General features: G+C 62.8%; 22 protein-coding genes and 1 tRNA gene. 2 read left to right on the top strand and 21 right to left on the bottom strand.

Annotated elements, in window-relative coordinates; all coding sequences use genetic code 11:
* The 14 genes from atpA to AC5RK6_RS08075 form a co-directional block, all read right to left on the bottom strand.
* Entirely contained in the window at positions 1 to 1,626 is a 1,626-nt protein-coding gene (atpA, locus tag AC5RK6_RS08140; RefSeq protein ID WP_016441727.1) for a F0F1 ATP synthase subunit alpha, read from the bottom strand.
* A gap of 9 nt (positions 1,627 to 1,635) precedes the next feature.
* The gene (locus AC5RK6_RS08135; protein WP_394532922.1) at positions 1,636 to 2,475 is read right to left on the bottom strand and encodes a F0F1 ATP synthase subunit delta; all 840 of its coding nucleotides are present in this window, start codon (positions 2,473 to 2,475) and stop codon (positions 1,636 to 1,638) included.
* Positions 2,475 to 3,005 carry a F0F1 ATP synthase subunit B gene (gene atpF / locus AC5RK6_RS08130; protein WP_016441729.1) on the bottom strand — a complete coding sequence of 177 codons (531 nt, stop codon included), beginning with the start codon at positions 3,003 to 3,005 and terminating at the stop codon, positions 2,475 to 2,477. Before atpF ends, AC5RK6_RS08135 begins: the two co-directional genes overlap by 1 nt.
* 3 nt (positions 3,006 to 3,008) lie before the next feature.
* Complete coding sequence (gene atpE, locus AC5RK6_RS08125; protein ID WP_016441730.1) at positions 3,009 to 3,227, bottom strand: ATP synthase F0 subunit C; 219 nt, start codon at positions 3,225 to 3,227, stop codon at positions 3,009 to 3,011.
* Positions 3,228 to 3,251: 24 nt separating this feature from the next.
* Positions 3,252 to 4,070: a F0F1 ATP synthase subunit A gene (atpB, locus tag AC5RK6_RS08120; RefSeq protein WP_016441731.1), complete on the bottom strand. Its 819-nt coding sequence runs from the start codon at positions 4,068 to 4,070 to the stop codon at positions 3,252 to 3,254.
* 220 nt (positions 4,071 to 4,290) lie between these two features.
* Positions 4,291 to 4,710: a hypothetical protein gene (locus AC5RK6_RS08115; RefSeq protein WP_016441732.1), complete on the bottom strand. Its 420-nt coding sequence runs from the start codon at positions 4,708 to 4,710 to the stop codon at positions 4,291 to 4,293.
* Positions 4,707 to 5,891, bottom strand: a complete 1,185-nt coding sequence (locus AC5RK6_RS08110) for a glycosyltransferase family 4 protein (protein ID WP_016441733.1) — start codon at positions 5,889 to 5,891, stop codon at positions 4,707 to 4,709. The genes AC5RK6_RS08115 and AC5RK6_RS08110 overlap by 4 nt, the downstream gene beginning before the upstream one ends.
* A 78-nt stretch (positions 5,892 to 5,969) precedes the next feature.
* Entirely contained in the window at positions 5,970 to 6,566 is a 597-nt protein-coding gene (locus AC5RK6_RS08105) for an L-threonylcarbamoyladenylate synthase (RefSeq protein WP_016441734.1), read from the bottom strand.
* Entirely contained in the window at positions 6,553 to 7,470 is a 918-nt protein-coding gene (gene prmC / locus AC5RK6_RS08100) for a peptide chain release factor N(5)-glutamine methyltransferase (RefSeq protein WP_493926424.1), read from the bottom strand. The genes AC5RK6_RS08105 and prmC overlap by 14 nt, the downstream gene beginning before the upstream one ends.
* 16 nt (positions 7,471 to 7,486) lie before the next feature.
* The gene (gene prfA, locus AC5RK6_RS08095; protein WP_016441736.1) at positions 7,487 to 8,593 is read right to left on the bottom strand and encodes a peptide chain release factor 1; all 1,107 of its coding nucleotides are present in this window, start codon (positions 8,591 to 8,593) and stop codon (positions 7,487 to 7,489) included.
* A 124-nt stretch (positions 8,594 to 8,717) separates the two neighbouring features.
* The gene (gene rpmE, locus AC5RK6_RS08090; RefSeq protein WP_016441737.1) at positions 8,718 to 8,930 is read right to left on the bottom strand and encodes a 50S ribosomal protein L31; all 213 of its coding nucleotides are present in this window, start codon (positions 8,928 to 8,930) and stop codon (positions 8,718 to 8,720) included.
* Between the two features lie 195 nt (positions 8,931 to 9,125).
* Positions 9,126 to 11,093, bottom strand: a complete 1,968-nt coding sequence (gene rho, locus AC5RK6_RS08085) for a transcription termination factor Rho (RefSeq protein ID WP_016441738.1) — start codon at positions 11,091 to 11,093, stop codon at positions 9,126 to 9,128.
* Between the two features lie 98 nt (positions 11,094 to 11,191).
* Positions 11,192 to 12,076 carry a homoserine kinase gene (gene thrB / locus AC5RK6_RS08080; protein ID WP_435730763.1) on the bottom strand — a complete coding sequence of 295 codons (885 nt, stop codon included), beginning with the start codon at positions 12,074 to 12,076 and terminating at the stop codon, positions 11,192 to 11,194.
* Positions 12,076 to 13,362: a homoserine dehydrogenase gene (locus AC5RK6_RS08075; RefSeq protein ID WP_016441740.1), complete on the bottom strand. Its 1,287-nt coding sequence runs from the start codon at positions 13,360 to 13,362 to the stop codon at positions 12,076 to 12,078. Before AC5RK6_RS08075 ends, thrB begins: the two co-directional genes overlap by 1 nt.
* Positions 13,363 to 13,612: 250 nt before the next feature.
* Here AC5RK6_RS08075 and aroD point away from each other — a divergent pair, with 250 nt between their 5' ends.
* Positions 13,613 to 14,419: a type I 3-dehydroquinate dehydratase gene (gene aroD / locus AC5RK6_RS08070; protein ID WP_394532900.1), complete on the top strand. Its 807-nt coding sequence runs from the start codon at positions 13,613 to 13,615 to the stop codon at positions 14,417 to 14,419.
* A 55-nt stretch (positions 14,420 to 14,474) separates the two neighbouring features.
* Here aroD and lysA read toward each other — a convergent pair whose 3' ends face one another.
* Positions 14,475 to 15,896 (bottom strand): diaminopimelate decarboxylase, encoded by a 1,422-nt coding sequence (gene lysA, locus AC5RK6_RS08065; protein ID WP_155875748.1) that lies wholly within the window; start codon positions 15,894 to 15,896, stop codon positions 14,475 to 14,477.
* An 8-nt stretch (positions 15,897 to 15,904) separates the two neighbouring features.
* The gene (argS, locus tag AC5RK6_RS08060) at positions 15,905 to 17,581 is read right to left on the bottom strand and encodes an arginine--tRNA ligase (protein ID WP_394532899.1); all 1,677 of its coding nucleotides are present in this window, start codon (positions 17,579 to 17,581) and stop codon (positions 15,905 to 15,907) included.
* Positions 17,582 to 17,710: 129 nt separating this feature from the next.
* Here argS and AC5RK6_RS08055 point away from each other — a divergent pair.
* Positions 17,711 to 17,783, top strand: a tRNA-Arg gene (locus AC5RK6_RS08055).
* Between the two features lie 137 nt (positions 17,784 to 17,920).
* Here the strand turns inward: AC5RK6_RS08055 and AC5RK6_RS08050 are convergent.
* The 5 genes from AC5RK6_RS08050 to AC5RK6_RS08030 all read right to left on the bottom strand — a co-directional run bounded on the left by AC5RK6_RS08050 (position 17,921) and on the right by AC5RK6_RS08030 (position 23,995).
* Positions 17,921 to 18,865: a zinc-binding dehydrogenase gene (locus AC5RK6_RS08050; RefSeq protein WP_394532898.1), complete on the bottom strand. Its 945-nt coding sequence runs from the start codon at positions 18,863 to 18,865 to the stop codon at positions 17,921 to 17,923.
* 185 nt (positions 18,866 to 19,050) lie between these two features.
* Positions 19,051 to 19,914 (bottom strand): glycerophosphodiester phosphodiesterase family protein, encoded by an 864-nt coding sequence (locus tag AC5RK6_RS08045; protein ID WP_394532897.1) that lies wholly within the window; start codon positions 19,912 to 19,914, stop codon positions 19,051 to 19,053.
* Positions 19,914 to 21,260 carry a M23 family metallopeptidase gene (locus AC5RK6_RS08040; RefSeq protein WP_435730762.1) on the bottom strand — a complete coding sequence of 449 codons (1,347 nt, stop codon included), beginning with the start codon at positions 21,258 to 21,260 and terminating at the stop codon, positions 19,914 to 19,916. The genes AC5RK6_RS08045 and AC5RK6_RS08040 overlap by 1 nt, the downstream gene beginning before the upstream one ends.
* Positions 21,261 to 21,675: 415 nt before the next feature.
* Complete coding sequence (locus AC5RK6_RS08035; protein WP_394532895.1) at positions 21,676 to 22,701, bottom strand: hemolysin family protein; 1,026 nt, start codon at positions 22,699 to 22,701, stop codon at positions 21,676 to 21,678.
* Positions 22,694 to 23,995, bottom strand: a complete 1,302-nt coding sequence (locus AC5RK6_RS08030; RefSeq protein ID WP_435730761.1) for a hemolysin family protein — start codon at positions 23,993 to 23,995, stop codon at positions 22,694 to 22,696. Before AC5RK6_RS08030 ends, AC5RK6_RS08035 begins: the two co-directional genes overlap by 8 nt.
* Positions 23,996 to 24,081 lie beyond the last annotated feature (86 nt).

The raw sequence follows: 24,081 nt of genomic DNA, 5'->3' as shown, positions 1-24,081 counted from the left end.
TTAACCCTTCGTTGGCCGCGCGAGAGTTTCACGGGCCTGCTCGGCCGGGACATCCTCTTCCCCACCCGCGGGCAGGTTTTCGGCAGTGCGGTAGGACTCCGTGAAGGCACTTACCGTGGCTTCCAGTTCGGCTTCGAGATCCTTATCCATCTCACCGGTCGAGGCAATGGTTTCCAGCACCGAGGAGTTGTGACGCACGTAGTCGAGCATGCGGGCTTCCCAATCGTGCACCTTCTCCACCGGGACATCATCGAGATATCCCTTCGAGCCAGCCCACACCGAGACCACCTGTTCCTCAATGGGGTACGGGGTGTACTGCGGCTGCTTAAGCAGTTCCATGAGGCGCTCACCGCGGGTGAGCTGCTGGCGGGTAGCCGGATCAAGATCGGAAGCAAACATCGCGAAGGCCGCCTGGGAACGGTACTGCGCCAAGGTAATCTTCAGGGTACCGGCAACCTTCTTCATCGCCTTGATCTGCGCGTCGCCACCCACGCGGGACACCGAAATACCCACGTCCACAGCGGGGCGCTGATTGGAGTTGAAGAGGTCGGATTGCAAGAAGATCTGACCGTCGGTAATGGAAATAACGTTGGTCGGAATATAGGCCGACACGTCGTTCGCCTTGGTTTCCACAATCGGAAGGCCGGTCATGGACCCCCCGCCCAGCTCATCGGAGAGCTTGGCGCAGCGTTCCAGCAGGCGCGAATGCAGGTAGAAAACGTCGCCCGGGTAGGCTTCACGCCCCGGCGGGCGGCGCAGCAACAGGGACACAGCGCGGTAGGCTTCGGCTTGCTTGGACAGATCGTCAAAGACGATGAGCACGTGCTTACCTTCGTACATCCAGTGCTGGCCGATAGCCGAACCGGTGTAGGGAGCCAGGTACTTGAAGCCCGCCGGATCAGATGCCGGGGAAGCCACGATGGTGGTGTACTCCAGCGCGCCGTAGCGGGCCAGGGTGCCGCGCACCGAAGCGATGGTGGAACCCTTCTGGCCGATGGCCACGTAAATGCAGCGCACCTGCTTGGAAGGATCCCCGGTTTCCCAGTTCTTACGCTGGTTAAGGATAGTATCAATCGCGAGGGCGGTTTTACCTGTCTGGCGATCCCCAATAATGAGCTGGCGCTGCCCGCGCCCGATCGGGGTCATTGAGTCAATCGCCTTGATACCGGTTTCTAGCGGTTCGTGCACCGACTTACGCATCATTACGCCGGGAGCCTGCAGCTCCAGGGCACGCCGGCCACTGAGATTCTCAATTTCGCCCAGGCCGTCAATCGGCTTGCCGAGCGGATCCACCGTGCGGCCGAGGTATCCGTCGCCCACCGGGACGGAGAGCACCTCACCGCTGCGGCGCACTTCCTGACCTTCTTCAATATTGGAGAAGTCGCCGAGAACCACAACGCCGATTTCCCGCTCTTCCAAGTTCATCGCCAGTCCGCGGGTGCCATCCTCGAAAACGAGAAGTTCATTGGCCATCGCACCGGGCAGGCCGGCCACGCGGGCGATGCCGTCCGCCGTCATGGTGACGTGACCAACTTGCTCACTCTCGGACTGCTCCGGCGTGTAGCTACGCACGAAGTTATCGAGCGCTGCCCGAATCTCTTCGGGCTGGATTGTCAGATCAGCCATTCTTTTTCCTTACCTGTTGCTCGCCGGTGCCGCCGGCATGGCCGCGACTTTATCGCGTACATCTTTAATTCTGGACTGCAGCGTCGCGTCAATAACATCCGAACCGTGCTGGATACGCATGCCGCCCACCACAGTCGGATCTACCGAGACGTGGATGGAAACTTCAGTTCCGTACATCGCGGTCAGGGCGCGCTGGAGACGTTCCTCTTGGCTCGGAGTGAGCGGCTGGGCTACCAGCACCGATACTCCGGATACATCACCCAACTCAGCTGCCTGGGCCGCGTACTCCATGAGTGATGCGGCCAGGGTCATCTCCCGTACTCGCGCGAGGGCGCGGTGCGCGAGCACCCGAGTTTCCTCCCGAATATTCGGAACCACGCGATCAAAGAGCGCGGCGCGTTCCTCCGCGGAGTATTCCTCGCGGGAGAGCGCGATGCGTAGAGCGGGAGTTTCTTTAAGGGTACGCATAAGCTGGTAGAGCTCATCTTCGACGCCGGAGAGCACCCCGGCGCCACGCGCCCGCACCAGCACGGCGTGTGCGCCGAGGGTATCCACGGTCGTGACGAGATCAGCGTCCTCCGTCCACGTCCGCCCCGCTACCGCGCGCAGCACCGTAAGAACCGGTGCGCTCACGTGGGCGGCGAAAATGGTACCTGCCAGGCTTTCCCGTGCCGCCCCAGCCCGGGTGGTATCCGCGAGGGTTCCACGCAGGGAGGGAGAGGCATTGATGGCGTCTGCAGCGGCGAAAAGTTCGCGCGCCAAGTCAATTTCCCGGCCGGGATGTTCCTGAAGCAGCGCGTCCCACTCGGCGGTGACCGCGGCGGCGGATTGCTTACTCGTGGACCGCATTACGCCCCCGTTCGCGCCTGTTCCTCGAGATTATCGAGGAACGAATCGACAACGCCCTGATTTACACTCGGATCGAGGCGAATCTGCTCACCCACGATACGACCGGCCAGCTGCGAAGCCATGGTACCCAGATCCGCGCGGAGAATCCGCGCGGCGGCGTCGGTATCAGCCTTAATCTGAACCTGGGCCGCGGCGGAAATGCGCCGCGCTTCTTCACCGGCTTCCCGGCGCGCACGCTCGATAATATCGGAGGCATTGGACTGTGCCTGGGCGCGGATATCCGCGGCTTCGCGCACCGCGGCATCCTTTTCGGACTGGATAGTGGCACGTTCCTGAGCCACTTCCTCGCGGGCACGCTCGGCAGCGAGCAAACCTTCTTCGATTTTCTCCCGCCGCTCATCGAGCATCTTCGTCAACGTAGGCCAGGCGAATTTATACACCGCGATGGCGACGATGAGAAAAGATACCGTGCCCCACAGCAGATCCGGGATGGCCGGAATAATAACACTGTGTTCTTCAGCGAGATACATTGCTTAAGCTCCGAACACGAAGCCCGCGGCGAAGCCGATCAGGCCGAGTGCTTCGGTAAAGGCGATGGACAGGAACATATTGACACGCAGGTAGCCGCGGATCTCGGGCTGGCGTGCGGTAGCTTCCTGGTTCTTCGCACCGATGAGGCCGACGCCGATGCCGGGGCCGATGGCCGCGAGACCGTAACCGATGGTCGCGAGAACTGCTGCAGATCCAGTCATGGGATTGTCCTTTTCTTGTTGTTTTTAGTGGGCGGAAATAGAAAGTTGGATATACGCGGCGGTGAGCAGAGCGAAGATATACGCCTGCAGGCACGCCACGAAAAGTTCAAAAACGGTGAAGAGGATACCGGCCACCAGGGTAACCGTACCCAGGCCAATGCCGAGACCCCCGCCCATGGAGAAGTAGAGCGCGTGAGTACCCAGGAAGCAAAGCACGAGCAACATGTGCCCGGAAAGCATATTGGCCAACAGACGAACCGTCAGTGTGACGGGCCGAATGATGAAGGTGGAGAGCAACTCAATGGGCGTCATGATGATGTAAATCGGCCAGGGCACCCCGGGCGGGAAGAGCTGTTCCTTGAAGAAGGTACCCGCCCCGCGTTCTTTCATACCCGCAATAATGAAAGCCACGTACGCCACCACGGCGTAAATGAGCGGCATACCAATAACCGACGTACCCGCGAGCTGCAAGCCCGGGATAACGCCGGTCAGGTTCATAAAGAGAGTACCGAGGAAAATGGTAGCGAGCAGGGGCTGGTACTTCCGTGCCTGCCCTTCAAGAATTTCTTCACCGATCTGCACCCGCGAGAAGTCCAGCAAGGATTCCATCGCGGCCTGCGCGCGGCCCGGAATGAGCTTGGCGCGCTTGGCGTAGATAACGCAGAAAACCAGAAGAACTAAAGCCGCAAGAAGACGAATCACCATCACGCGATTCATCTCAAATGGCGTGCCGGCGAAGAAGATGGGGGCGGGGAAGAATTCCTCAACTCCCGGGGCGTGGAACCCGTCGTTCTCCATCGGCAGGCCGAGCATGCTCAGATTCGCGAACGAACCGACTGCCATGCGCTCACCCTCTCCATCGAATCTTTCCGCGGCGGGAACCCCGCCTGAACGGCACTGCTAACTTATCTTAGCGTGGAAATCACAATTGTCATCACCGCACGGCCTTGAACTTCGCCGCCGTGAACAGTGGTCTACGTTACTCTTGCCGCCTCTGCACGACTAGGACTTAGCGCCCTGGTCCCGAAGAGTACGCGCGGCGCAGTCCTACACAGAGCCAGGCTCACGGTGTGTCCGCGCGCAGATCAGCGCGCAGCACCACCCAAGATTGCATTGCGAGCGCGCAGATAATGAGCCCGGCAAGTGCCAGCGCCGCGGTTCCCACCGGCGCGCTCGTGAGGGCTCGCACTGCCCCGAGTCCCCCGAAGACCACCGCGAGTTTGACCGCGTAGCCGCCCAGGGCCCACCCGGCCCCGCCGGGCAGGTAGCGCGCACTAGCCCAGGTGACCGCCTGGAGTATCAGCGCAATGAGGGTGGCCCAGCCCATGGCACAGGCATGCTCGCCCTGGCCGGCAAGCAGGCACCCCGCCACCCCGATTATTCCGACGACGACGCAACCGAGTGTTGCGCTCAGCTGGGCACGGTGCAGCAATCGCCCGGCGCCTCCGCTCGGGGCAGCTCGCCACCCGGATTGGGCTCTCATGATGCCTCCTCCGCTTCCCGCACCGGCTCCACTTCGGAAATGGGCGCATCTCCGGCATTCTCCTCCGGAATGCGCTCCCCGCGCGCTGCCGAGCTGCGCCGTCGCCCGAACATCCCGAAGGTGACCACGCAACCGAGCACCACCCCGGCCGCTCCAATCAGGGCGACGTGCCGGGCGGGTAACACAATAAGCAAAATGCAGGTGAATGAAAAAATGGCCGTCCACAAATAGAGGATGAGCACGGTGCCGGTATGCGAATGCCCCAGGCGCAGCAGGCGGTGGTGAAGGTGACCGGCGTCGGCGTGGAAAGGAGACTGCCCGCGGGCCAGGCGCCGGGTGACGGCCCAGATGAAATCAGAGAGCGGCAGCACCACCACGGCGAGGGCCAGCAGCAGCGGCAGATATGCCGGGAGCGCGTAACCGAGGGAGGTCGATTGCGGGTCGATCTGCCCGGTGACCTGGATTGCGGAGGCGGCCAGCACCATGCCGAGCATGAGCGCTCCCGAATCACCCATAAAGATACGGGCCGGATGGAAATTATGCGGCAGGATACCCGCGCACATCCCCACCGTGGCCGCCGCGGCCGCGCAGGCCACCGACGTGTAATCCCCCGGGGTGGCATTGCGAGTAAGAATATAGGAATAAATAAAGAAAGCCAGGGATGCAATGCCCACGATCCCGGCGGCCAGCCCGTCCAGACCGTCCATGAAGTTCACGGCATTCACCGTGATCACCACCATGAGGATGGTAAAGAAAATCGAAAGGCGAGTGGAGCCCACGGTCAGGCCCATAAAGGGCAGCGTGACGAATTGGACGCCCTGCCAGGCCATGACCCCGGCAGCCAGCACCTCGCCGGCCAGTTTCGTCATCCAATCCAGTTCCCAGATATCGTCGATGGCACCCACCAGACACATGAGCCCGGCGCCCAGCCAGATCGCCCAGGCTTGCGAGGCGGGCCCGAGCACCCGATGCAGGTAGGGGATCTGAGAGGCAATAGCGAAAGAAGCTGAAAAGCCCAGGAACATGGCCACTCCGCCCAGCCGCGGGATAGGCACGGTGTGGATATCGCGTTCGCGCACCTGTGTCATGGCACCCACGCGTAGCGCCAGGCGCAGAATCGCGGGGACGAGGAAGTAGGTGATGGCGCAGCTGAGCACCATCATGAGCAGGTAAACGCGCACGCTCTCTCCTTACCTTGACCGCTGCCGTTCAGTCTAGCCGGCCCGGCTCCTGCATCAGTGCGCCGCCGCCGAACCGCTTCAGCCCAAGGGCACCACCGCGGCAATATCCTCGTCCGGAATAGCGCCGTGGCGCAGGATGTGTGCCCGTTCTCCCGCGAAACTCACGATGGTGGACGGCACTCCGCCCGGTGCGGTGCCTCCGTCCAGGTATACCGCGACTTTCTCTCCCAGCTGCTCGCGAGCCTGCGCGGCGGTGCGGGCCGGCGCGTGCTCGGTAAGATTCGCGGAGGATACGGCCAGCGGACCGGTGCGGCGCAGCAGCTCCAGGGCGAGCGGGTGATCGGGCATGCGCAGCGCCACGGTGCCGTGGGTTTCGCCCAGATCCCAGCCGATGCTGTCATTCGCGGGGAGGATGAGGGTAAGAGCCCCGGGCCAGTACGCCGCCGCGAGCGCGCGGGCGCCGGCCGGGATGCCGGAGGTCAAACGTGCGGCGTCGTCCATCGACGCGACAAGAACCGGGGAGGGCTTATCGCGCCCGCGCCCCTTCGCGGTGAGGAGCCGGGTGACAGCCGCGCGCGAAAACGCATCGGCACCCAGCCCGTAGACGGTATCGGTGGGGAGAACCACGAGCTCGCCGCGCGCGAGGGCGGCTACCGCGGCATCACATGTGTCCATATTCTGCCTCCAAAAAACGTTCCCGCCCGGCCAGGTCCCGGCCGGTTGCCACCCGGGTAAAACCGACGCTGCGGGCATACTCGCGCAGGGGCGCGCTCTGCGTCTCCGCGTGTTCGAGAACGAGGATACCCCCGTCCCGCAATAGCTGCGCCGCGCGCGCGACAAAAAGCCTGGGCAGGTCCAGGCCGTCCGCTCCCCCGCCCCACAGGGCGCGCGCCGGATCGGCCCGTACTTCTGCACAAACGGGCGTATCGGGTGGAATATAGGGAGGATTAGCGACGACGACGCTCACCGCGTGGTCCAGTTCCGGGAGCGGCTCAGCTACATCGTGGTGTAGGAAAGTGACGGGTGACCCGTAGCGGGCATTATTGGTGGCAGCTAGTTGCAGGGCCCGGGGATCTGTGTCGACGCCGATCACCCGGGCGGCGGGGACTTCAGTCGCAATACTCAGGGCAATGGCTCCGCTACCGGTGCCCAAATCGAGGACGAGGGGGCCTGCCTGCTGCGCGGCGGCGCGGGNGCGCGCCGCCGCTGCGCCGTCGTTCTTGAGAGATGCGGCGTTACCGCGGCTCTGCGCGGCCACGCACGCACGCACGTGCTCAATGGCACGTTCGGCTACGATCTCAGTTTCCGGGCGCACAATCAGCGCATCGGGCGTGGAAACCAGCTCGAGGTAGCGAAAATACATCCGCCCGGTAATATGCTGCAGCGGCTCGCGCGTGGCGCGGCGGGCCAGGTAGCTTGCAAAAAGCTCACACTGGGCGGGAGATGGGGTATCGCGCGGATGGGGGCGCCTGCCCGCCACCGCTTCGGCCAACCAGCGGGCATCGGCGGCCGGCGAATCCACCCCGGCCGCGGTGAGCTGCGCGGTGGCACCTGCCAGCAATTCCGCCCAGGTGGTCATAGCGCTCGGCTGCTCTCTACTTTTCTTCCGCGGCTTCCATGCGAGCCGCTTCGTCCATAATCCGGGCCGAATCAATAACGGCATCCAGATCCCCATCGAGGACCGCGTCGAGATTATGGGCCTTGTAGCCGGTGCGATGATCGGAAATACGATTTTCCGGGAAATTATAGGTGCGGATGCGCTCGGAACGGTCCAGGGTACGCACCTGGGAATGACGCAATTCCGCGTTTTCAGCGGCCTGCTGATCCAGCTGGAGCTGGCGCAACCGCGCGCGCAGCACCCGCATAGCAGATTCGCGATTTTGGATCTGCGATTTTTCGTCCTGCATGGACACCACGATCCCGGTGGGAAGGTGGGTGATACGCACCGCCGAATCGGTGGTATTCACGGACTGCCCGCCAGGCCCCGAGGATCGGTACACGTCAATGCGCAGGTCATTGGCGGCGATTTCCACTTCGCCCGGGTCGTCCACTTCCGCGAAAACAAGCACCCCGGCGGTGGAGGTCTGGATGCGCCCCTGGGATTCGGTCACGGGTACGCGCTGCACCCGGTGAACCCCGCCCTCGTACTTGAGGTGGGCCCATACGCCGTCGGAAGGATCCTCAAGCTGCCCGCGGGAACGGATGGCGACCTCGAGGTCCTTGTAGCCACCCAGCTCGGTTTGGTTGGCACCCAGCACTTCCCAAGTCCAGCCCTTGGAGGTGGCGTAACGTTCGTACATGCGGGCCAGATCCCCGGCGAAGAGGGCGGATTCTTCCCCGCCGGCCCCGCCTTTGATTTCCATAATGACATCGCGGGCGTCATCTTCATCGCGGGGAATGAGGACTTCCGTGAGTTCCTGGGAGGCTGCCTCGTAGCGTTCTTCCATTCCGGGAAGTTCGGGGCGGAAGAGTTCAGCATCCTCCCCACCCTGGGAGATGATCTCCCGGGCTTCGGTCAGGTCCTGTTCGGCCTGGAGGAAACGCCGGTACACGCGTACCACCCGCCCGAGTTCGGCGTAGCGCCGCCCGAGTGAACGCAATTTATCCGGGGAGGAGAGAACTTCCGGGCTGGCCATATCCGCTTCGATTTTTTCAAATTCAGCGAGATGGTGCTCGGCAACCTCACGACGTGTATCAGCCATAACGAGGACCTTTCTTCACGCGCACCCCGCGCGTGCCCTACCGCCACGGGACTGTGGCAGCTCTACCGACAATAGTGCAAAAAGAAAAGGAGCGCCCTTGCGGTGACGCTCCTTTCCGTGGCGCTTACTTCTTGCGCTTGCCGTAGCGTGCCTCGAAGCGAGCCACACGCCCACCGGTATCCAGGATCTTCTGCTTGCCGGTGTAGAACGGGTGGCAGTTATTGCACACTTCCACGCGCATGTGGTCACCGTTGTAGGTGGAACGGGTGGTGAACTCATTACCGCAGGTACAGGTCACGGAGACCTCGTGGTAATCGGGATGGATTCCCTGCTTCATTATCTCTCCTTGGTTCGTAGCTGCTCCCGGGTCCGAGCACGGTTCTCCGTATCACGGTGAACCGGGAGCCGACAGAAAATTATGGCACGGGCGGCCCGGCCGAGACAAGGTACCGTGCGCGTATCACATCATGACGTGCTGCGCGTGCTCGGTACCCGACCCCCGGCCGGATCTTCCCGCCGTGTTTTATTCGGCTTATTCGCCGCGCGATCCTTGCATGGAACGCATAATCGACACGAGGAATTCCGCGTTATTTTCGGTATTCCGCATCCGCTTGAGCACGAAGTCCGCCGCTTCATCCACCCCGAGGGTGCCCAGGGCCCGGCGCAGCTGCCAGATGACCTTGAGTTCTTCGGGCTTGTAAAGCAGTTCTTCGCGGCGGGTACCCGAGGCGTTGATATCGATCGCCGGGAAGATACGCCGGTCCGCGAGCTGGCGCGAGAGGCGCAGTTCCATATTGCCGGTGCCCTTGAACTCTTCGAAAATAACTTCGTCCATCTTCGAGCCAGTTTCCACCAGCGCGGAGGCGATAATCGTGAGCGAACCACCATTTTCGATATTGCGCGCCGCACCGAAGAACTTCTTGGGCGGGTAGAGTGCCGCGGCATCCACACCACCGGAGAGGATGCGCCCCGAGGCCGGGGCCGCGAGATTGTAGGCACGCGAAAGGCGGGTGAGGGAATCGAGGAGAACCACCACATCCTGACCGAGTTCCACCAGGCGCTTAGCGCGCTCGATAGCGAGTTCAGAGACGATGGTGTGATCCGAAGCCGGGCGATCAAAGGTAGAAGCAATCACTTCACCCTTGACGATGCGACGCATATCCGTCACTTCTTCGGGGCGTTCATCCACGAGGACCACCATGATATGAACCTCGGGATCATTAGCGGCAATCGCCTTGGCGATCTGCTGCATAATCATGGTCTTCCCGGCCTTCGGCGGAGAAACAATGAGACCACGCTGGCCCTTACCAATAGGAGCAACCAGATCGATAGCGCGGGTGGACAGGCCCTTGCGTTCGGTTTCCAGACGCAAAATCTCATCCGGGTAGACCGGGGTGAGTTTATTGAAGTCCGGGCGGCGCGCTGCTTCGGCTGCGGGCAGGGAGTTAATAGTATCTACCTGGACAAGCTGATTACCGGAACGGTTATTGTTCTGGTTATTGTAACGACGGCGCGGATTACGCTTGTTATTACGGTTATTATGCGAGGAATTATCCTCATCGTGCTGACGAATAGCGCCCACCACAGCATCCCCGCGGCGCAGCCCGTACTGGCGCACCAGCGCGGTGGAAATCTGCGCGTCATTGGGGCCGGGCAGGTAGCCGCCGGTGCGCAGCACCATCTGGTTACCCTGGGCGTCCACAATGCCGGCAACGGGAACGAGGGTATCCTCCGCCTGGCGCTTGCCGGCCGGAATCTCCTGGCGTTCCTCACGTTCGGGCTTCGAAGCCGGCGCGGACTCCTCCGCCTCGTGATCCGTGCGATCAGTACGTTCGGTGCGTTCCGCGGTGCGCCGAGAGCGGCGGGCCTCGTCATGTTCTTCACCGCGCCGGTTGCGCTTACGGCGGCGGCGTTCCGAGGTGGTGTCATGGTGGTCACCGGCGCGGCGTTCCGCGGCATCGCCAATGGCATCCAGAACCGCGAGGGTATTTTCATCGCTGAGGGAATCGGAGCGACGCGCGGCCTGGCCGGCTTCCGGCTTTGGTTCAGGCAAATCGATATGAACCGGTTCGCGGTGATCCCGGCGCACCCGGCGCCGCACCTTACGCTCCTCACGATCTTCCCGTTCTTCACGGCTGGGAGCTGCTACCGGGGCGCTTTCCGCACTGGGTGCCGATACCGCTGCGCGGGTAACAGTTCGTGTTTTCCGAGTCGGAGCGACAGCTTCCGCGGCTTCGGTAGCAACCGCTTCGCTTTCTTTCTTCGCTGCGGTCTTGGCCGTGGTGGCAGCAGCGGACTTTTCGCGCGGCTTCGTGATATTGGCGAGGCTATCTTCCTTACGGGGCCGCCCGCGCCGCGCGGGGCGAACTTCGCGAATGGCCGCGAGCAGGTCCGCCTTCTTAGCTTTCGGGTCAATGTCCAGGCCGAGTTCTTCGGCGAGCGCGCGCAGCTGCGGCACCCGCATCGTTGAGATTGCGCCTGATGTTGGGGTTTCCGTCACGAGGTTCCTTCCTCGGAATTCAGGGGTTGTTAACGCACTTATGACAATTTCAAGTACGTGGGAAATAACCGGTATAAGAACGTCGGTTAGACCTTAGTCTACACCAGATAGGCGCCCTGTGTGGACATTCCAGCAGTATTCACCGTAAATCCACGCCGCTGCATCATAGATACTGTGTCAGCGTCAAGGCGTGAAAATACTAGCACGGATGGGCCCGCACCGGAAATAACGGCCGGGAACCCGGCCGCGCGCAAGGCCCGTACCGCGTCCGCGGATGCCGGCATCGCCCCGGCGCGATAGTCCTGGTGGAGGCGATCTTCGGTGGCCTGCCACAGCAAATCCGGGTAGTGCTCGAGGGCGAGGGCAAGCATCGCGGTGCGCGAAGCATTAAAAGCTGCATCTGCGTGCGGAACGGTATCCGGTAATGCGGCCCGCGCCTTTTCAGTCAGGAGTTGTTCACCCGGAATAAGGAGAGTGGTTTCCACCGCGGTGGGGATACGCGCCGCCCGGGCCTGCGTTCCTTCCATCCAAGTAACGACGGCGCCCCCGAAAATTGCCGGTGCGGCATTATCGGGGTGTCCCTCAAATTCGGTGGCGAGGGAGAGGAGCACGCCGTCGTCGAATATATCGGGGCGATCCACGAGGCCGCGCACTAAAAGTAAGCCGGCCACCACGGCCGCCGCGGAAGAACCGAGGCCGCGCCCCTGCGGAATTGCGTTAACGCAGTGCAGCTCGAAGCCGACGCCGGGCAGGGCCGCGGCCTCAAAACCGCGGCGCAGGGCCCGTACGATGAGGTGATCTTCTCCGGTGGGAAGAACATCCGCGCCCTCCCCTTCGATACTCACCCGGGTGGCACCGGCGGTGAGGCGCACGCTGACCTCGTCCCAGAGGTTATGCGCCATACCCATGCAATCAAAACCGGGACCGAGGTTGCCGGAGGTCGCCGGGACCCGCACCCGCGCTTCGGAGGTGGCGATACGCATTAGGCCACCTCCACCCGCACAAAGCTCGCGGTGCTCACCGTTGCCGGCCCCGCGGCGGCGGAGAGATCCGCAATGGTCGCTTCCACATCAGCTTGGAGGGCTTCGTGGGTGGTGACCGTGAGACGGCACAGGTGGTCCGCGGTGGGCGATTCTTGAGTAACCCCGCTAATGGACACATTGTGGCGGGCAAAAGTACCGGTAACCTCGCTGAGAACACCCACGTGATCAGCCACGTCCATGCTCAGCTGGAAACGCGAACGCGCCTGGGCGGGAGGCAGAATCGGCAGCTCTCCGTAAGCCAGTTCGCGCGGGGCCAGCCCGCCGTGCACGCGGTGATGCGCGGCGGCCACCAGATCGGAGAGCACCGCGGTGGCGGTAGGATTCCCGCCAGCTCCCGGCCCGTAAAACATGAGCCGATCAGCGGCTTCACCCTCCACCACAATGGCGTTATAGGCTCCGTGTACGGTGGCGAGCGGATGCTGAGCAGGAATAAGGGTGGGGCCCACGTACAATTCAATGCCGTTCGCGCGCCGCTTGGCGGAAGCCACCAGCTTGACCACGTACCCGCCCCGCCCGGCCGAAGCGATCATCTCCGGGGTGATATCGCGGATTCCATGGGTATGCACATCCGAAAGCTGGACGCGGGTGTGGAAAGCGAGAGAGGCCAGGATGGCGCATTTTGCCGCGGCGTCGTACCCGTCCACATCGGCACTCGGATCAGCTTCGGCATAGCCAAGCTCCTGCGCCTTTTTCACCGCGGCATCGAAACTTTCCCCGTTGGTAGTCATTTCGTCGAGAATGTAATTGGTGGTGCCATTGACGATTCCGAGAATATGGGTAACGCGATCCCCGGCGAGGGATTCGCGCAGTCCGTACACCACCGGAACGGCCCCGCCCACCGCGGCCTCGTAATAGAGGTCAACGCCGGCACGCGCCGCGGCGTCGTACAATTCTGGACCGTGTTCGGCCAGCAGCGCCTTATTTCCGGTGACCACCGAGGCACCGGCGGCAAAAGCAGCCAAAATATATTCGCGCGCCGGTTCGATACCGCCCATCAATTCGATAACAATATCCGCCTGGGCAATAATGGCGTGGGCATCGGTGGTGAGCAGTGCGCGATCAATCGCAGGATCGCGCGGGGCCTCCAGGTTACGCACCGCAATTCCGATCACGCGCAGGCGCGCTCCGGCTCGCAGGTTAAATTCTTCCGCATTGGCTTGCAGCAGGCGGACGACGGCGCTTCCTACCGTTCCCGCCCCCAGCAGGGCAACCTTGACTTCCTTCACGCCTACTCCTTATCTTGACGAACGCGCCGCGCGACTGCCGGCTCGGCCTGCGCGGGTGCCGGCCCCCTAGCTGTCCTCGCGTGTCCTAGCCTAGCGAAGGTGGAGCCGATGCGCGCTGTTGGCCCGCCCGCTACCGATGCATGGGCTCCGCGTGGCACCGAAACGAGGTGTGGTGCTCACCACGCAGATGGGTACAATATCCCCATGGAAAATGCATCGAGTGATGCACGAAGAGAAAGCGAGGTGCGCGATGCCCACTGTGAAAATCAAGGACGTCGCCTTCGGCTCCGGGCCGACGAAAATCCTCGTGTCCATAACGCCCGCCAACGGTGACGAGCTGCGGACACAGGTAGCGAAGCTTCCCGCACAGGACATTGACGTCCTGGAATGGCGCGTGGATTTCCTCGAGGACCTTTCCACCCTCACCGAGGTGGGAACCCTTTTGCGTACATCCACGAACCTACCGATTCTGGGCACCTTCCGCTCCGCGGCGGAGGGCGGCCAGAAGGCAATTCTGCCCGATGATTACGGCCCCCTGGTGATACGCCTCATCCAATCCGGGCTGGTGGATGCGGTGGATGCGGAGCTGTTCCGCACCGAAGCCTGGACCGAACGTATTATTCAGGAAGCGGCGCGGGCCCAGATACCGGTGATTGGCTCCTACCATGATTTCCGTTCCACCCCGCCCGAAGATGAGATCGTTAATCGCTTGCGGCTCTTGCAGGTGCACGGGGCCTCCATCGCGAAAATTGCGGTGACTCCCTCCCATCCGGGCGACGTGGTCACGGTGCTCAATGCAACCTATCGGGCCAGCCAGGAATTGCACATACCTCTTATCACCATCGCCATGGGGGCGTTGGGCACCATGAGCCGCATTACTTCCGCTATTTTCGGGTCCGCGGGAACCTGGGGTCAGGCCGGGCATACCACGGCAGCCGGGCAGATTGCGGTAGCCGAGCTGCGCCCGGTAGTGGACGCTATCTCAGCCTGGAGCAGCGCCCCGGATACCTGGCAAAAGCCCGCGCAGGTAAAAGAGGCCGTGCTTCCGGAGAGCTAGCGTCCTAACCGTGCAGGTTGCCGGTCTGAAGGTGCGCTAAGGGCCGGCACCCGCCCTAGTTTTCAGCAGTGGTGGCCGGGGAATCCGCGGCCGGGTAATCCGCATCCAGCGCGAAGAGATCGGCCACGGTCTCCCCGCGAATAAGCCAGCGGGCCCGGCCATCACGCACCGCAATAACTCCCGGGCTGGGAAGCATATTGTAATGGGAGGCCATCACCCGGCCGTAGGCGCCGGTTCCCGGCGTGACAAGCAGGTCACCGGCGTGAATATCTTCCGGGAGGGCGACGGCGCGCACCACAATATCGCCCGATTCGCAATGTTTACCGACAACTCGGCATACGCGCGAAGAATCTGCATCCTCGGCCTGGACTCGATCCACGAGTGCCGCGGTGTAATCCGCACCGTAGAGAGCGGGGCGGATATTATCGGACATTCCCCCGTCTACCGAAACATAGGTGCGGGTGCGGGTAGTATCCACGTGGACATCTTTGATGGTTCCCACCGTGTAGAGCGTCATACCGGCCGGGGCAATAATGGAACGGCCCGGTTCCACGGATATCCGCGGGGCAGGAATGCCACTCTGGGCGCTGTGCCGGGCAACTTCCGTGGCGAGCACGGTGGCGAAGTCACGTGGGGAAGGCGGAATCGGATCCGCACCGGTGTAGCGCACCCCGTAGCCACCGCCCAGATCTATTTCGGGGATAACACTCCCCAGCTCGCGCGCCACCCGAGCCCGCAGGTCAAGGATGGCGCGTGCCGCAGCCACAAAAGCATCCGTGGCCACGATTTGGGAGCCGATATGCGAATGCAATCCCACCAGGCGCAGCCACGGATTGGCGCTAATACGCCGGATAGCCTCCCAGGCGGCACCGCTGGTGAGTGACAGGCCGAATTTTTGGTCCTCATGAGCGGTAGCAATGAAATCGTGGCCGCCCGCGTGGATACCGGAGGTTATTCGCACAACAACGGCCGCTACCCGCCCGCGGCGCGCGGCAGCCTCCGCCACCAGCTCCACTTCGGCTAAGGAATCAACTACGAGGTGGGCGACCTCATGCTCCAGGGCCAGCTCAATTTCCGCCGCGGATTTATTATTTCCGTGCAATCCGAGCTGGTGCCCCCGCGCTCCGGCCGCCAGGGCGATGCGCAGCTCTCCTTCGGAGCAGGTGTCCAGGTGGAGGCCTTCTTCCAGCATCCACCTAGCTACACCCACGCTGGCAAAAGCCTTGCAGGCGTAGTAAACATCCGCTCCCGCCAACTCCGCAAAAGCCTCGCGCATAGCGCTCACCCAGGCGGCGGCGCGAGCGCGGGCATCTACTTCGTCCAGGATGTAGAGCGGGGTGCCGAATTGCGCGGTCAGCCCGCTTACCGAACAGCCACCCACCTCGAGATCGCCGGGAACCCGGCGCACCGTAGTTGACCACACCCCGGTGGGTGAACCATCCGGGACGGGCGCGGGCAGCTGCTCGAGAGCACTCACAGCGGCGCTCACATTTTCTCCGGAGCGCTGACCCCGAGCAGGTGCAGCCCGTTAGCGAGAACCTGACGGGTTGCATCATTAACCCACAGGCGGGTGCGGTGCAGATCGCTGACTTCTTCATCCGCGCGCGGGGTGACCCGGGCCTTGCCGTACCAGGTGTGGTAGGCGCCGGCCAGTTCTTCCAGGTAGCGGGCCACCCGGTGCGGTTCGCGATTGGCCGCGGCCAGGGAGATCACTTCCGGGAAACGGGCCAGCTGCCCGATGAGATCGGAATCGGCTTGTTCCAGCAGCTCCGGCGTGAAGGCATCCGCGCGCCGCACCCCGTGTTCGGCCGCGTTACGAGCCACATTAGCGGTGCGCGCGTGCGCGTATTGCACGTAGTAGACCGGGTTGTCATTGGTATGCGAGGCCAGCACATTGAGGTCCAGCTCCAGGGTGGTATCCACCGAGGCCCGCACCAGCGAGTAGCGTGCCGCATCCACTCCCACGGCTTCCACCAGGTCTTCCAGGGTCACCACCGTGCCAGCGCGCTTGGACATACGCACCAGCACGCCGTCACGCTTGAGGTTGACCAGCTGGCCGATGAGGATTTCCATATTGCCGCCCTTGCCGGCGGTATCCCCAAACGCGCGGGCCATGGCGTACATGCGCCCGATGTAACCGTGGTGATCCGCGCCGAGCATATAGACGGCATGATCGGCACCGCGGTGGCGCTTATCGAGGTAGTAGGCGATGTCACCGGCGAAGTAGGCGGTTTCCCCATCCGATTTCACGATGACGCGGTCTTTATCATCACCGAAATCGGTGGAGCGCAGCCATACCGCGTTATCTTCTTCGTAAATAACACCGCGTTCACGGAGTTTTTCGATGGCCGCGGCAACCGCTCCGGAATCGTGGAGGGATTGTTCGTGGAAGAACACATCGAATTCAGCCCGGAAATCAGCCAAGGAATTCTTGATCTCCGCGAACATGAGCTCCACACCACCGGCGCGGAATACTTCCTGAGCTTCGGCTTCCGGGAGGGTGCGCGGATCGGGATGCCCGGCAGCTAGTTCCTGGGAAATAACCTGCTGCGCAATATCGGAAATATATGTTCCACCGTAGCCATCTTCCGGTGTTTCACGGCCCAGTGCCGCGGCCAGCAAACTTTCCGAGAAATGGTTGATCTGGTTGCCGTGATCATTGAAATAGTATTCGCGCACGACATTAGCGCCGGTAAAGCTGAGAATCCGGGCGAGGGTATCCCCCACCGCGGCCCAACGCGCTCCTCCGATGTGGATAGGACCGGTGGGGTTCGCGGAGACGTATTCCAAATTGACGGTGGTCCCGGCGCCGGCTTGCGAGGAGCCGTAGCGCTCCGCCTGCTCCACGATGGTGCGGGCTAATTCCCCAGCGGCACCCGCGGAGAGGCGAATATTAATAAAACCGGGGCCGGCTACCTCTACCTGGGCAATGCCGGCGACGCCCTCGAGGCGCCCGGCCAGCAGGGTGGCTAGATCGCGCGGGGGCATTCCCGCGCGCTTGGCGAGCTGCATGGCCACATTCGTGGCCCAATCCCCGTGCTCACGCGAACGCGGACGTTCGATTTTCACCGCGGGAATATCACCATCGAGGTGAAGCTGACCTTCATTACGTGCGGCGTTAATTTCCGCCGCGATACATGCACTGAGTTCTTCCGGAGTCACGTGTCTAAGTGTACGTGCTAACCCCGACAAAATTGCACCGCCACCCGCGGACGCACAAGATGCGAAACTCCAAGTAAGAATCCAGGTATTTTTCCCGGCGCCTACCAACGTGGTAAAGTAGCGCAGTGCGCCCCGATAGCTCAGGGGATAGAGCGTTCGCCTCCGGAGCGAAAGGCCGCAGGTTCGAATCCTGTTCGGGGCACAAATCGCATCAAGATGGGCCCGCGTATCGAAAGATATGCGGGCCCATCGCGCTACGCTGGTGGCCCGAGCTGCGCCGTCGTTCCACAAGCGCCCCGTCGTTCCGCAACGCGCGCGGGCGCAACACGCCACCGCTACTTAATACTCAACAACCAGGCGCCCCACGACCTCGTGGTTCTTGAGCTTCTCGATACCCTCGGGAATCTCCTCGAAGGGGATGGTGGTGACCTGCGGGGTGAGTTTGCCGGTGGCCATGAACTCGTAAATCCCGGCAATATCTGCCTTGGTACCGCCGTTGGAGCCAACGAGGCGGCACTGGTTGAGGATGAGACTCTTCGTGGAAATAAGGGATTCCAGCTTGCCCATTCCCACAACCACCACGGTGCCATCACGGCGGATAATATCCACGGCGTCCGCGGTGGTGGTGCCGAAACCGGCAAAGTCTACGATGAGATCAAAGGTAATATCCGAGAAGTCTTTGATGCTCCCTTTTACGCCCTTGGCGCCGATCTTTTCGGCCAGCGGCCACACCTTTTCGTTGATTTCAGCCACGTACACATCCGCGCCGGCGAGGACCGCCACCCGCGCACCGATCTGCCCGAGCCCACCCAGGCCAATAATTCCCACGGTTTGGCCCTTTTGCAGGCCACCCTGGGTCACAACCGCCGCGTGGGACGTCATCCCGGCATCGGTTGCCGCGGCGCCCAGAACAAAATCAACCCCGTCCGGAAGCGGGACAAGCGCTTCGGCCGGAACCGCCATTTTTGGAGCGAAACCGCCATCGAAACTGTAGCCCGGGGCGCCGGCCGCGGTGGTGGGGCACACACCTACGCGGTCCCCGACCTGGTATTCGGTGACACCCTCGCCCACTTCGGCCACAACGCCCGAATTTTCATGCCCGATGGTGATAGGCCGTTTGGCGAGCATAGATAGCCAGCCCTCGTCCGTGAGCAGACCAACATCCGAGTGGCAAATACCGGCCGCCTTCATCTCCAGAACTACTTCGCCCGGACCTGCCGTGGGTTCAGGAACCTCATTGAGAACAAGAGGTTCATGGGTATTGGTAAATTGCCAAGCCTTCATCACAACTCCTTTTATGTGGCGGTGCGGCGCTTCGGTGCACCGCAAGGGACTTTAAGCCTAGCATTTCTTGTTTGTTTCGTCACTATTTACGCGATGGTTGCGCTGAGAGCGTGCGATGCGAGCGCGGTGCGGGAGATGGTACGACGCCGCCGCTACCTGCCGCGCTCCCCTCCCGCTACCGGGGTTTAAATCCGCACCGAGTACTGCGAGCGGTCGAAATAGTTGCGCATAGTGCTCGGTTCGTCGGTAATAATGCCATCAACACCCAGGTCAAGGAGTCTCTCCGCCTCCGCGGCCGAATTAATTGTCCAGGCGTGTACCGCCAGACCCTGCGCGTGAGCGAGCTGCACAAAACGAGCGGTGAGCACGGGAACCGGGCGCCCGAGCTTACCGTCCTCCTCCTCGCGGCGGCGCAAGCGTGAAAGAGTGCGGGGTAGCGAGCGCGGGCGGGGCAGCGCGATATCGACCGGCACCTGAACGGCCTGGAAGCCGCGCTGCGAGCCGGGGAATTTGGCGATGCGCACCCCCTGCACCCCGGGCAAGCGGGAGAGAGCCATAAGCCAGGCCACCGCGGAGCGGCCCAGTGAAAATGTGGCTCCCGGGAGCTGACTCCGCATACGCTCCACGCGAGGCTGGGAGAAACTTGCCAGGCACACCCGCCTGGCAGCCCCGGTGCGCCGCACCGCCGCCACCAGCGGTTCCACGGCCGCATCGGATTTCGCGTCGAGATTAAAAACAGCATCCGGGAAGGCGTCAAGGACTTCGTCTAGGCGCGGCGGGCGTTCCCCGGCTTCGTTACGGACCTGCGCAACTTCCGCCCAGGTGTGTGCACTGACCGGGCCGACCCCGTCCGTAGTGCGGTCCAGAAGCGGATCGTGGAGAATAACCGCCACCCCGTCCGCGGTGGTATGCACATCCGATTCGATATGCCGAAATCCCGCGCGGTAAACAGCATCGAAAGCGCGCAGGGAGTTTTCCGGGTATTCGTTACCGCCACCGCGGTGGGCGATGATGAGCGCCGGCCCATCAATATCGTAGAGTCGCCCCATTACTTACAATCCGCCTCGAGAGGCTGGGCTTGACGTTCTTCCAGGAAGGCGAGCGGGTCGAGGAGTTCGTCATTGGCGGCGTGAATCTCCAGGTGGAGGTGCGGGCCGGTGGAATAGCCATTCGAACCCACCGCTCCGATCACGTCACCGGCCTTGACCTTGTCACCGGCCTTGACGAAAACTCCGTCGTCGTACATATGGATATACCAGGAGCTGAACTTTTCCCCGTTAATGGTGTGCTCAATAATAATGAGATTATTGGAGCGACCCTGGATGCCTTCGCCAGCGTGCTTGACCACACCGTCGGCAATGGCATGGATCGGGGTACCGGCCGGAGCGCCGAAGTCCTGCCCGGCGTGGGAGGATACCTCACCGGAAATCGGATCCACGCGGGTGCCGAAAGGCGAGGTGAGGCGGTAGCTGCCCTCGGGAAGTGGCTTAACGATAAGGCGATCCGTGGGGATATCAAAAGCGGCGCGGGTGCCGGAAGCCCCGGCGGAAGTGGGGCAGGCACGACGCGGATTTTCTGCCGCGGTGCGGGCCTGGGCGCGCTGAATCGCACCGACTTCCCCGGTGAGCTGGGCGGGGGTGGTGAATTCTTCCGCTACGGGTGCCACAAAAGCCGGGTTGGCGGCCTGCGCCGCATTCCCCTGCAAGGTGGACATGACGGGAAGTACCATACCCAGGCAGGCCACCGCGCCAATAAGAATATTGCGGTAGGGAGAAACGGAACGCGCCACCGCCCATTGCGCGGCAGCACCGGCCAGGATACGGTCTGAACGTTCCCGGTTCTGCGCGCGCCCGCGGGCTTCACCCGCACGCAGCGCCGCGCCAATTTCCGATTCGGAGAGGACTTCCGTGCCCTCGCTATCGGTAATTCCCCCCGCGGCGCCGATTCCTGCGGTAGGCGCTGCCTCGCAAGCGGCGACGGTCAAAGAAGAAGGAAGAACGACGCCGAAAGCGGCCCCGCGCCCCACTTCTACCTGCGGTTTCAGTTCCGGGGTGGGGAGCGCTGCGGTATCTGACTCGGTGCTTGCGGGTACCGCGGTGCAGGCCCGTTTGCCGCGCGCGGGAAGCTCACGCACCGTTGCGAGCGGTGCGTGTGTTGAGGTTGAAGCAACCGGAGCGAGCGCTGCAGCTGTTGCTACCGTTGCGGCCGTTTCTACGGTTGCGACCGGGGCGATGGCAGCAGCGCGACGCCCGCGCCGCGCGGATTGTGATGCTTCAGCCCGTTTGCCGGGGGCGCGCACCCGGTCAGTACCTTCTGCGGTAGGCACCGCCCGGGAAGTTGAACGGGATACCGGAGCGGCAGCACGGCGGGCACGGCCGGCAGAAGTTTCAGGCAAAGCAGACACGGCATGCGAAGTGGGAATCGCATCCGCAGCAGGCGCTACGTGTGATGCGCGCGCGGCGTGTGACGGGGCCGTGTGCGAGCCTGCAAGCCGCGAGCTTTCCGCACCCACATCCGCGGTGCTGCGCACGGCGCGTTTCCCAACGCGCTCCTGCGGAGCCTCGCTCGCCCGGACAGCCCTGCGCCCGCCGCGAGAGGTGTGGTGTGCCGCGCTCACTGCTCTCCTTATAATTTCCACCCCGAGACCGGTCATTCCACCGGCCTATTACTGTTACAAAATGATAACGGTCAGCGCTCGAAAGGCAAAGAGTTTTCGCCACATGACCCGTCGTGCCCCGCACGCTAGCCACGCCATCCCGCTCCCGAAGCACACTCATGACACACCACTATATCGGCGCTATCTCGCGGTTTTAGGAACGGCGCTGCATGGAATCACGCACGTCTCCGACGAGGTCCTCAATCACGTCTTCGAGGAAGATCACACCCGTTACCTTTCCGTTATCTTCCACGATGGCCATATGCGTACCCGAGGTTTGCATAGTCCGCAGGGCATCCTCCACACCCGTACTGGCGGCCAGGCTGCGCACCGGCCGCACCAAGCGGGCGGAAATGGGCAGTTCGCGCTGGGCGGCGTCGAGAATATCTTTCACGTGAATATACCCGACGATATTCCCGCCACTGACCAGCGGGAAACGCGAATACCCGTGGTCCGCCACCAGCCGTTCCACCTGCGCGGGCGTGGCGGTGCGCGGGCAGGTCACCACCTTATCTAGGGGCAGCATGGTGTCCCCCACCTGGTGTTCGGAAAATTCCAGCGCCCCGGTAATAAGACCCTGGGTATCTTGGAGCACCCCGGCCGCTTGGGACGCGTGCACAATCGCTGCTACTTCGGAAGCGGTAAAAGCGGAGATGACCTCATCTTTGGGTTTCATACCCATCCAGGAAACGATATGCACCGCGAGCCAGTTGAGGGATCCGGTTACCGGGCGGAAGATTCTGTCAAAAATCAGCAGCGAGGGCACGAAAAGCATTCCGAGGCGTTCGGGATGGGTGACCGCGAGATTCTTCGGCACCATTTCTCCCAGGATCACGTGCAGGGCGGTCACCAGGAGCAGGGCCAGCACAAAAGCGATGGTGTGGGCGAGGACCGCCCCGGCACCCACCGCGGCCAGCGGTACCAGCAGCAGGGCCGCGAGCGCCGGTTCCGCGAGCGCCCCGAGGGCCACCGAGCACAGGGTTACGCCGAGCTGGCAGGCGGCCAGCATTTCATTGAGGTTGCGGGAGGCCGCCAGGGTTTTCGCGGCGCGCGGATTACTTTCCGCCAGGGGTTCCAGGCGAGAGGGCCGCGAGGCGGTGAGCGCAAACTCGCATGCCACGAAATAAGCGTTTCCGGCGAGCAGCAGCACGGTGAGAATAAGGGCGAGGGTATTACTCATGGATTTTCACCTCCACCGTTTCCACGCGTCGTTCGTCCATAGCGCGCACGGTCAGCTGGGCGTCGTCGACCTCCACCGTATCCCCCACCACGGGAATGCGGCCAAGTTCGGCCATAATCAGCCCTCCGAGGGTTTCGTAGGGACCGTCTTCGGGCAGGCGCACCCCGCAGATACGGAAAGCTTCGTCCGGGCGCAGCAATCCGGGCACCACCCAGGTTCCCGGGGCGGTGCAGCGCGCGCCTCCGCCGCGGCGGTCGTGTTCGTCCGAAATATTGCCGACGATTTCTTCCACGGCGTCCTCGAGCGTCACGATTCCGGAGGTGCCGCCATATTCGTCGACGACGACGGCCGTTTGGCCACCGATATCTCGGAGCACCACGAGGAGCTCGGGTAATTCCATCGTTTCGGGTACCGCAAACGCTTCGCGCATCACCGAGGAGGAAGTAACGGGCACCTCCGCGCGACGTTCGGCGGGAATGGCCACGGCGGGGCGCAGGTGCGCGAATCCACGAATATCGTCGAGGCCGCCCTCACCCACCACGGGGAATCGCGAGAAGCCGGTGGTACGCGCCGCGGTGATCACATCCGCGGCGGAGGCGCTTTCTTCCAGGTACTCCACCCGGCCACGGTCGGTCATAATATCGATGGCGGTGAGCCCGCCCGCGCCGATGGAGGCGGTCAGCAGGCGTGCGGTGGAGGGCTCCAGGGTTCCTGCTGCCGCGGATTGGCGCACCAGGGCACCCAGTTCCGGACCCGAGCGCGCCCCGGAGATTTCATCGGCCGGTTCCACGCCCATGCGGCGCAGCAACCAGTTCGCGGTGGCGTTGAAAGACACGATCACGGGTTTGAACACCACGCTGAAGGCGTGCAGGGGCCCGCCCACCCGGGCCGCGGTGCGCAGAGGTTCGGCCAGCGCCATATTTTTCGGCACCAATTCCCCGACGAGCATGGAGAAGAGATTGACGAGGAGGAAGGCCGCGGCCGCGGCAATAGCAACCGCCGCAGCACGTGCCACCCCGGCCGCACCGAGCCAGCCCGTCAATATTTCCGTGAGGGGTTGTTGAGCCACGTAGCCGAGCAGGATCGTGGTGATGGTAATGCCCACCTGGCAGGCGGACAGGAAGAGGGAGAGGTGGTGGAGGCGTCCGGCCACACTGGCGGCGGCCGGGTCCTCAGCGGCGCGTGATTCCACCGCGGCAGGATCCAGGGCCACCAGGGAGAATTCCGCGGCCACAAAAAGCGCGGTTCCCAGCGTGAGGAGGATGCCAAGAAGTAAGAGAAGAGCGTTGGTCACATAAACTCCAGGGTAGGTACTTCTTGCAGTCTAGCGATTCCTGCGTCCCGCGCGGCGAGCACGGTAGGATTTACGTAGTAACAAGG

This window comes from Actinotignum sp. usb-actsch-213 (genome assembly GCF_059085665.1).
The sequence above is the reverse complement of the archived record's forward strand: the minus strand, read 5'-3'. Positions and strand labels throughout refer to the sequence as shown.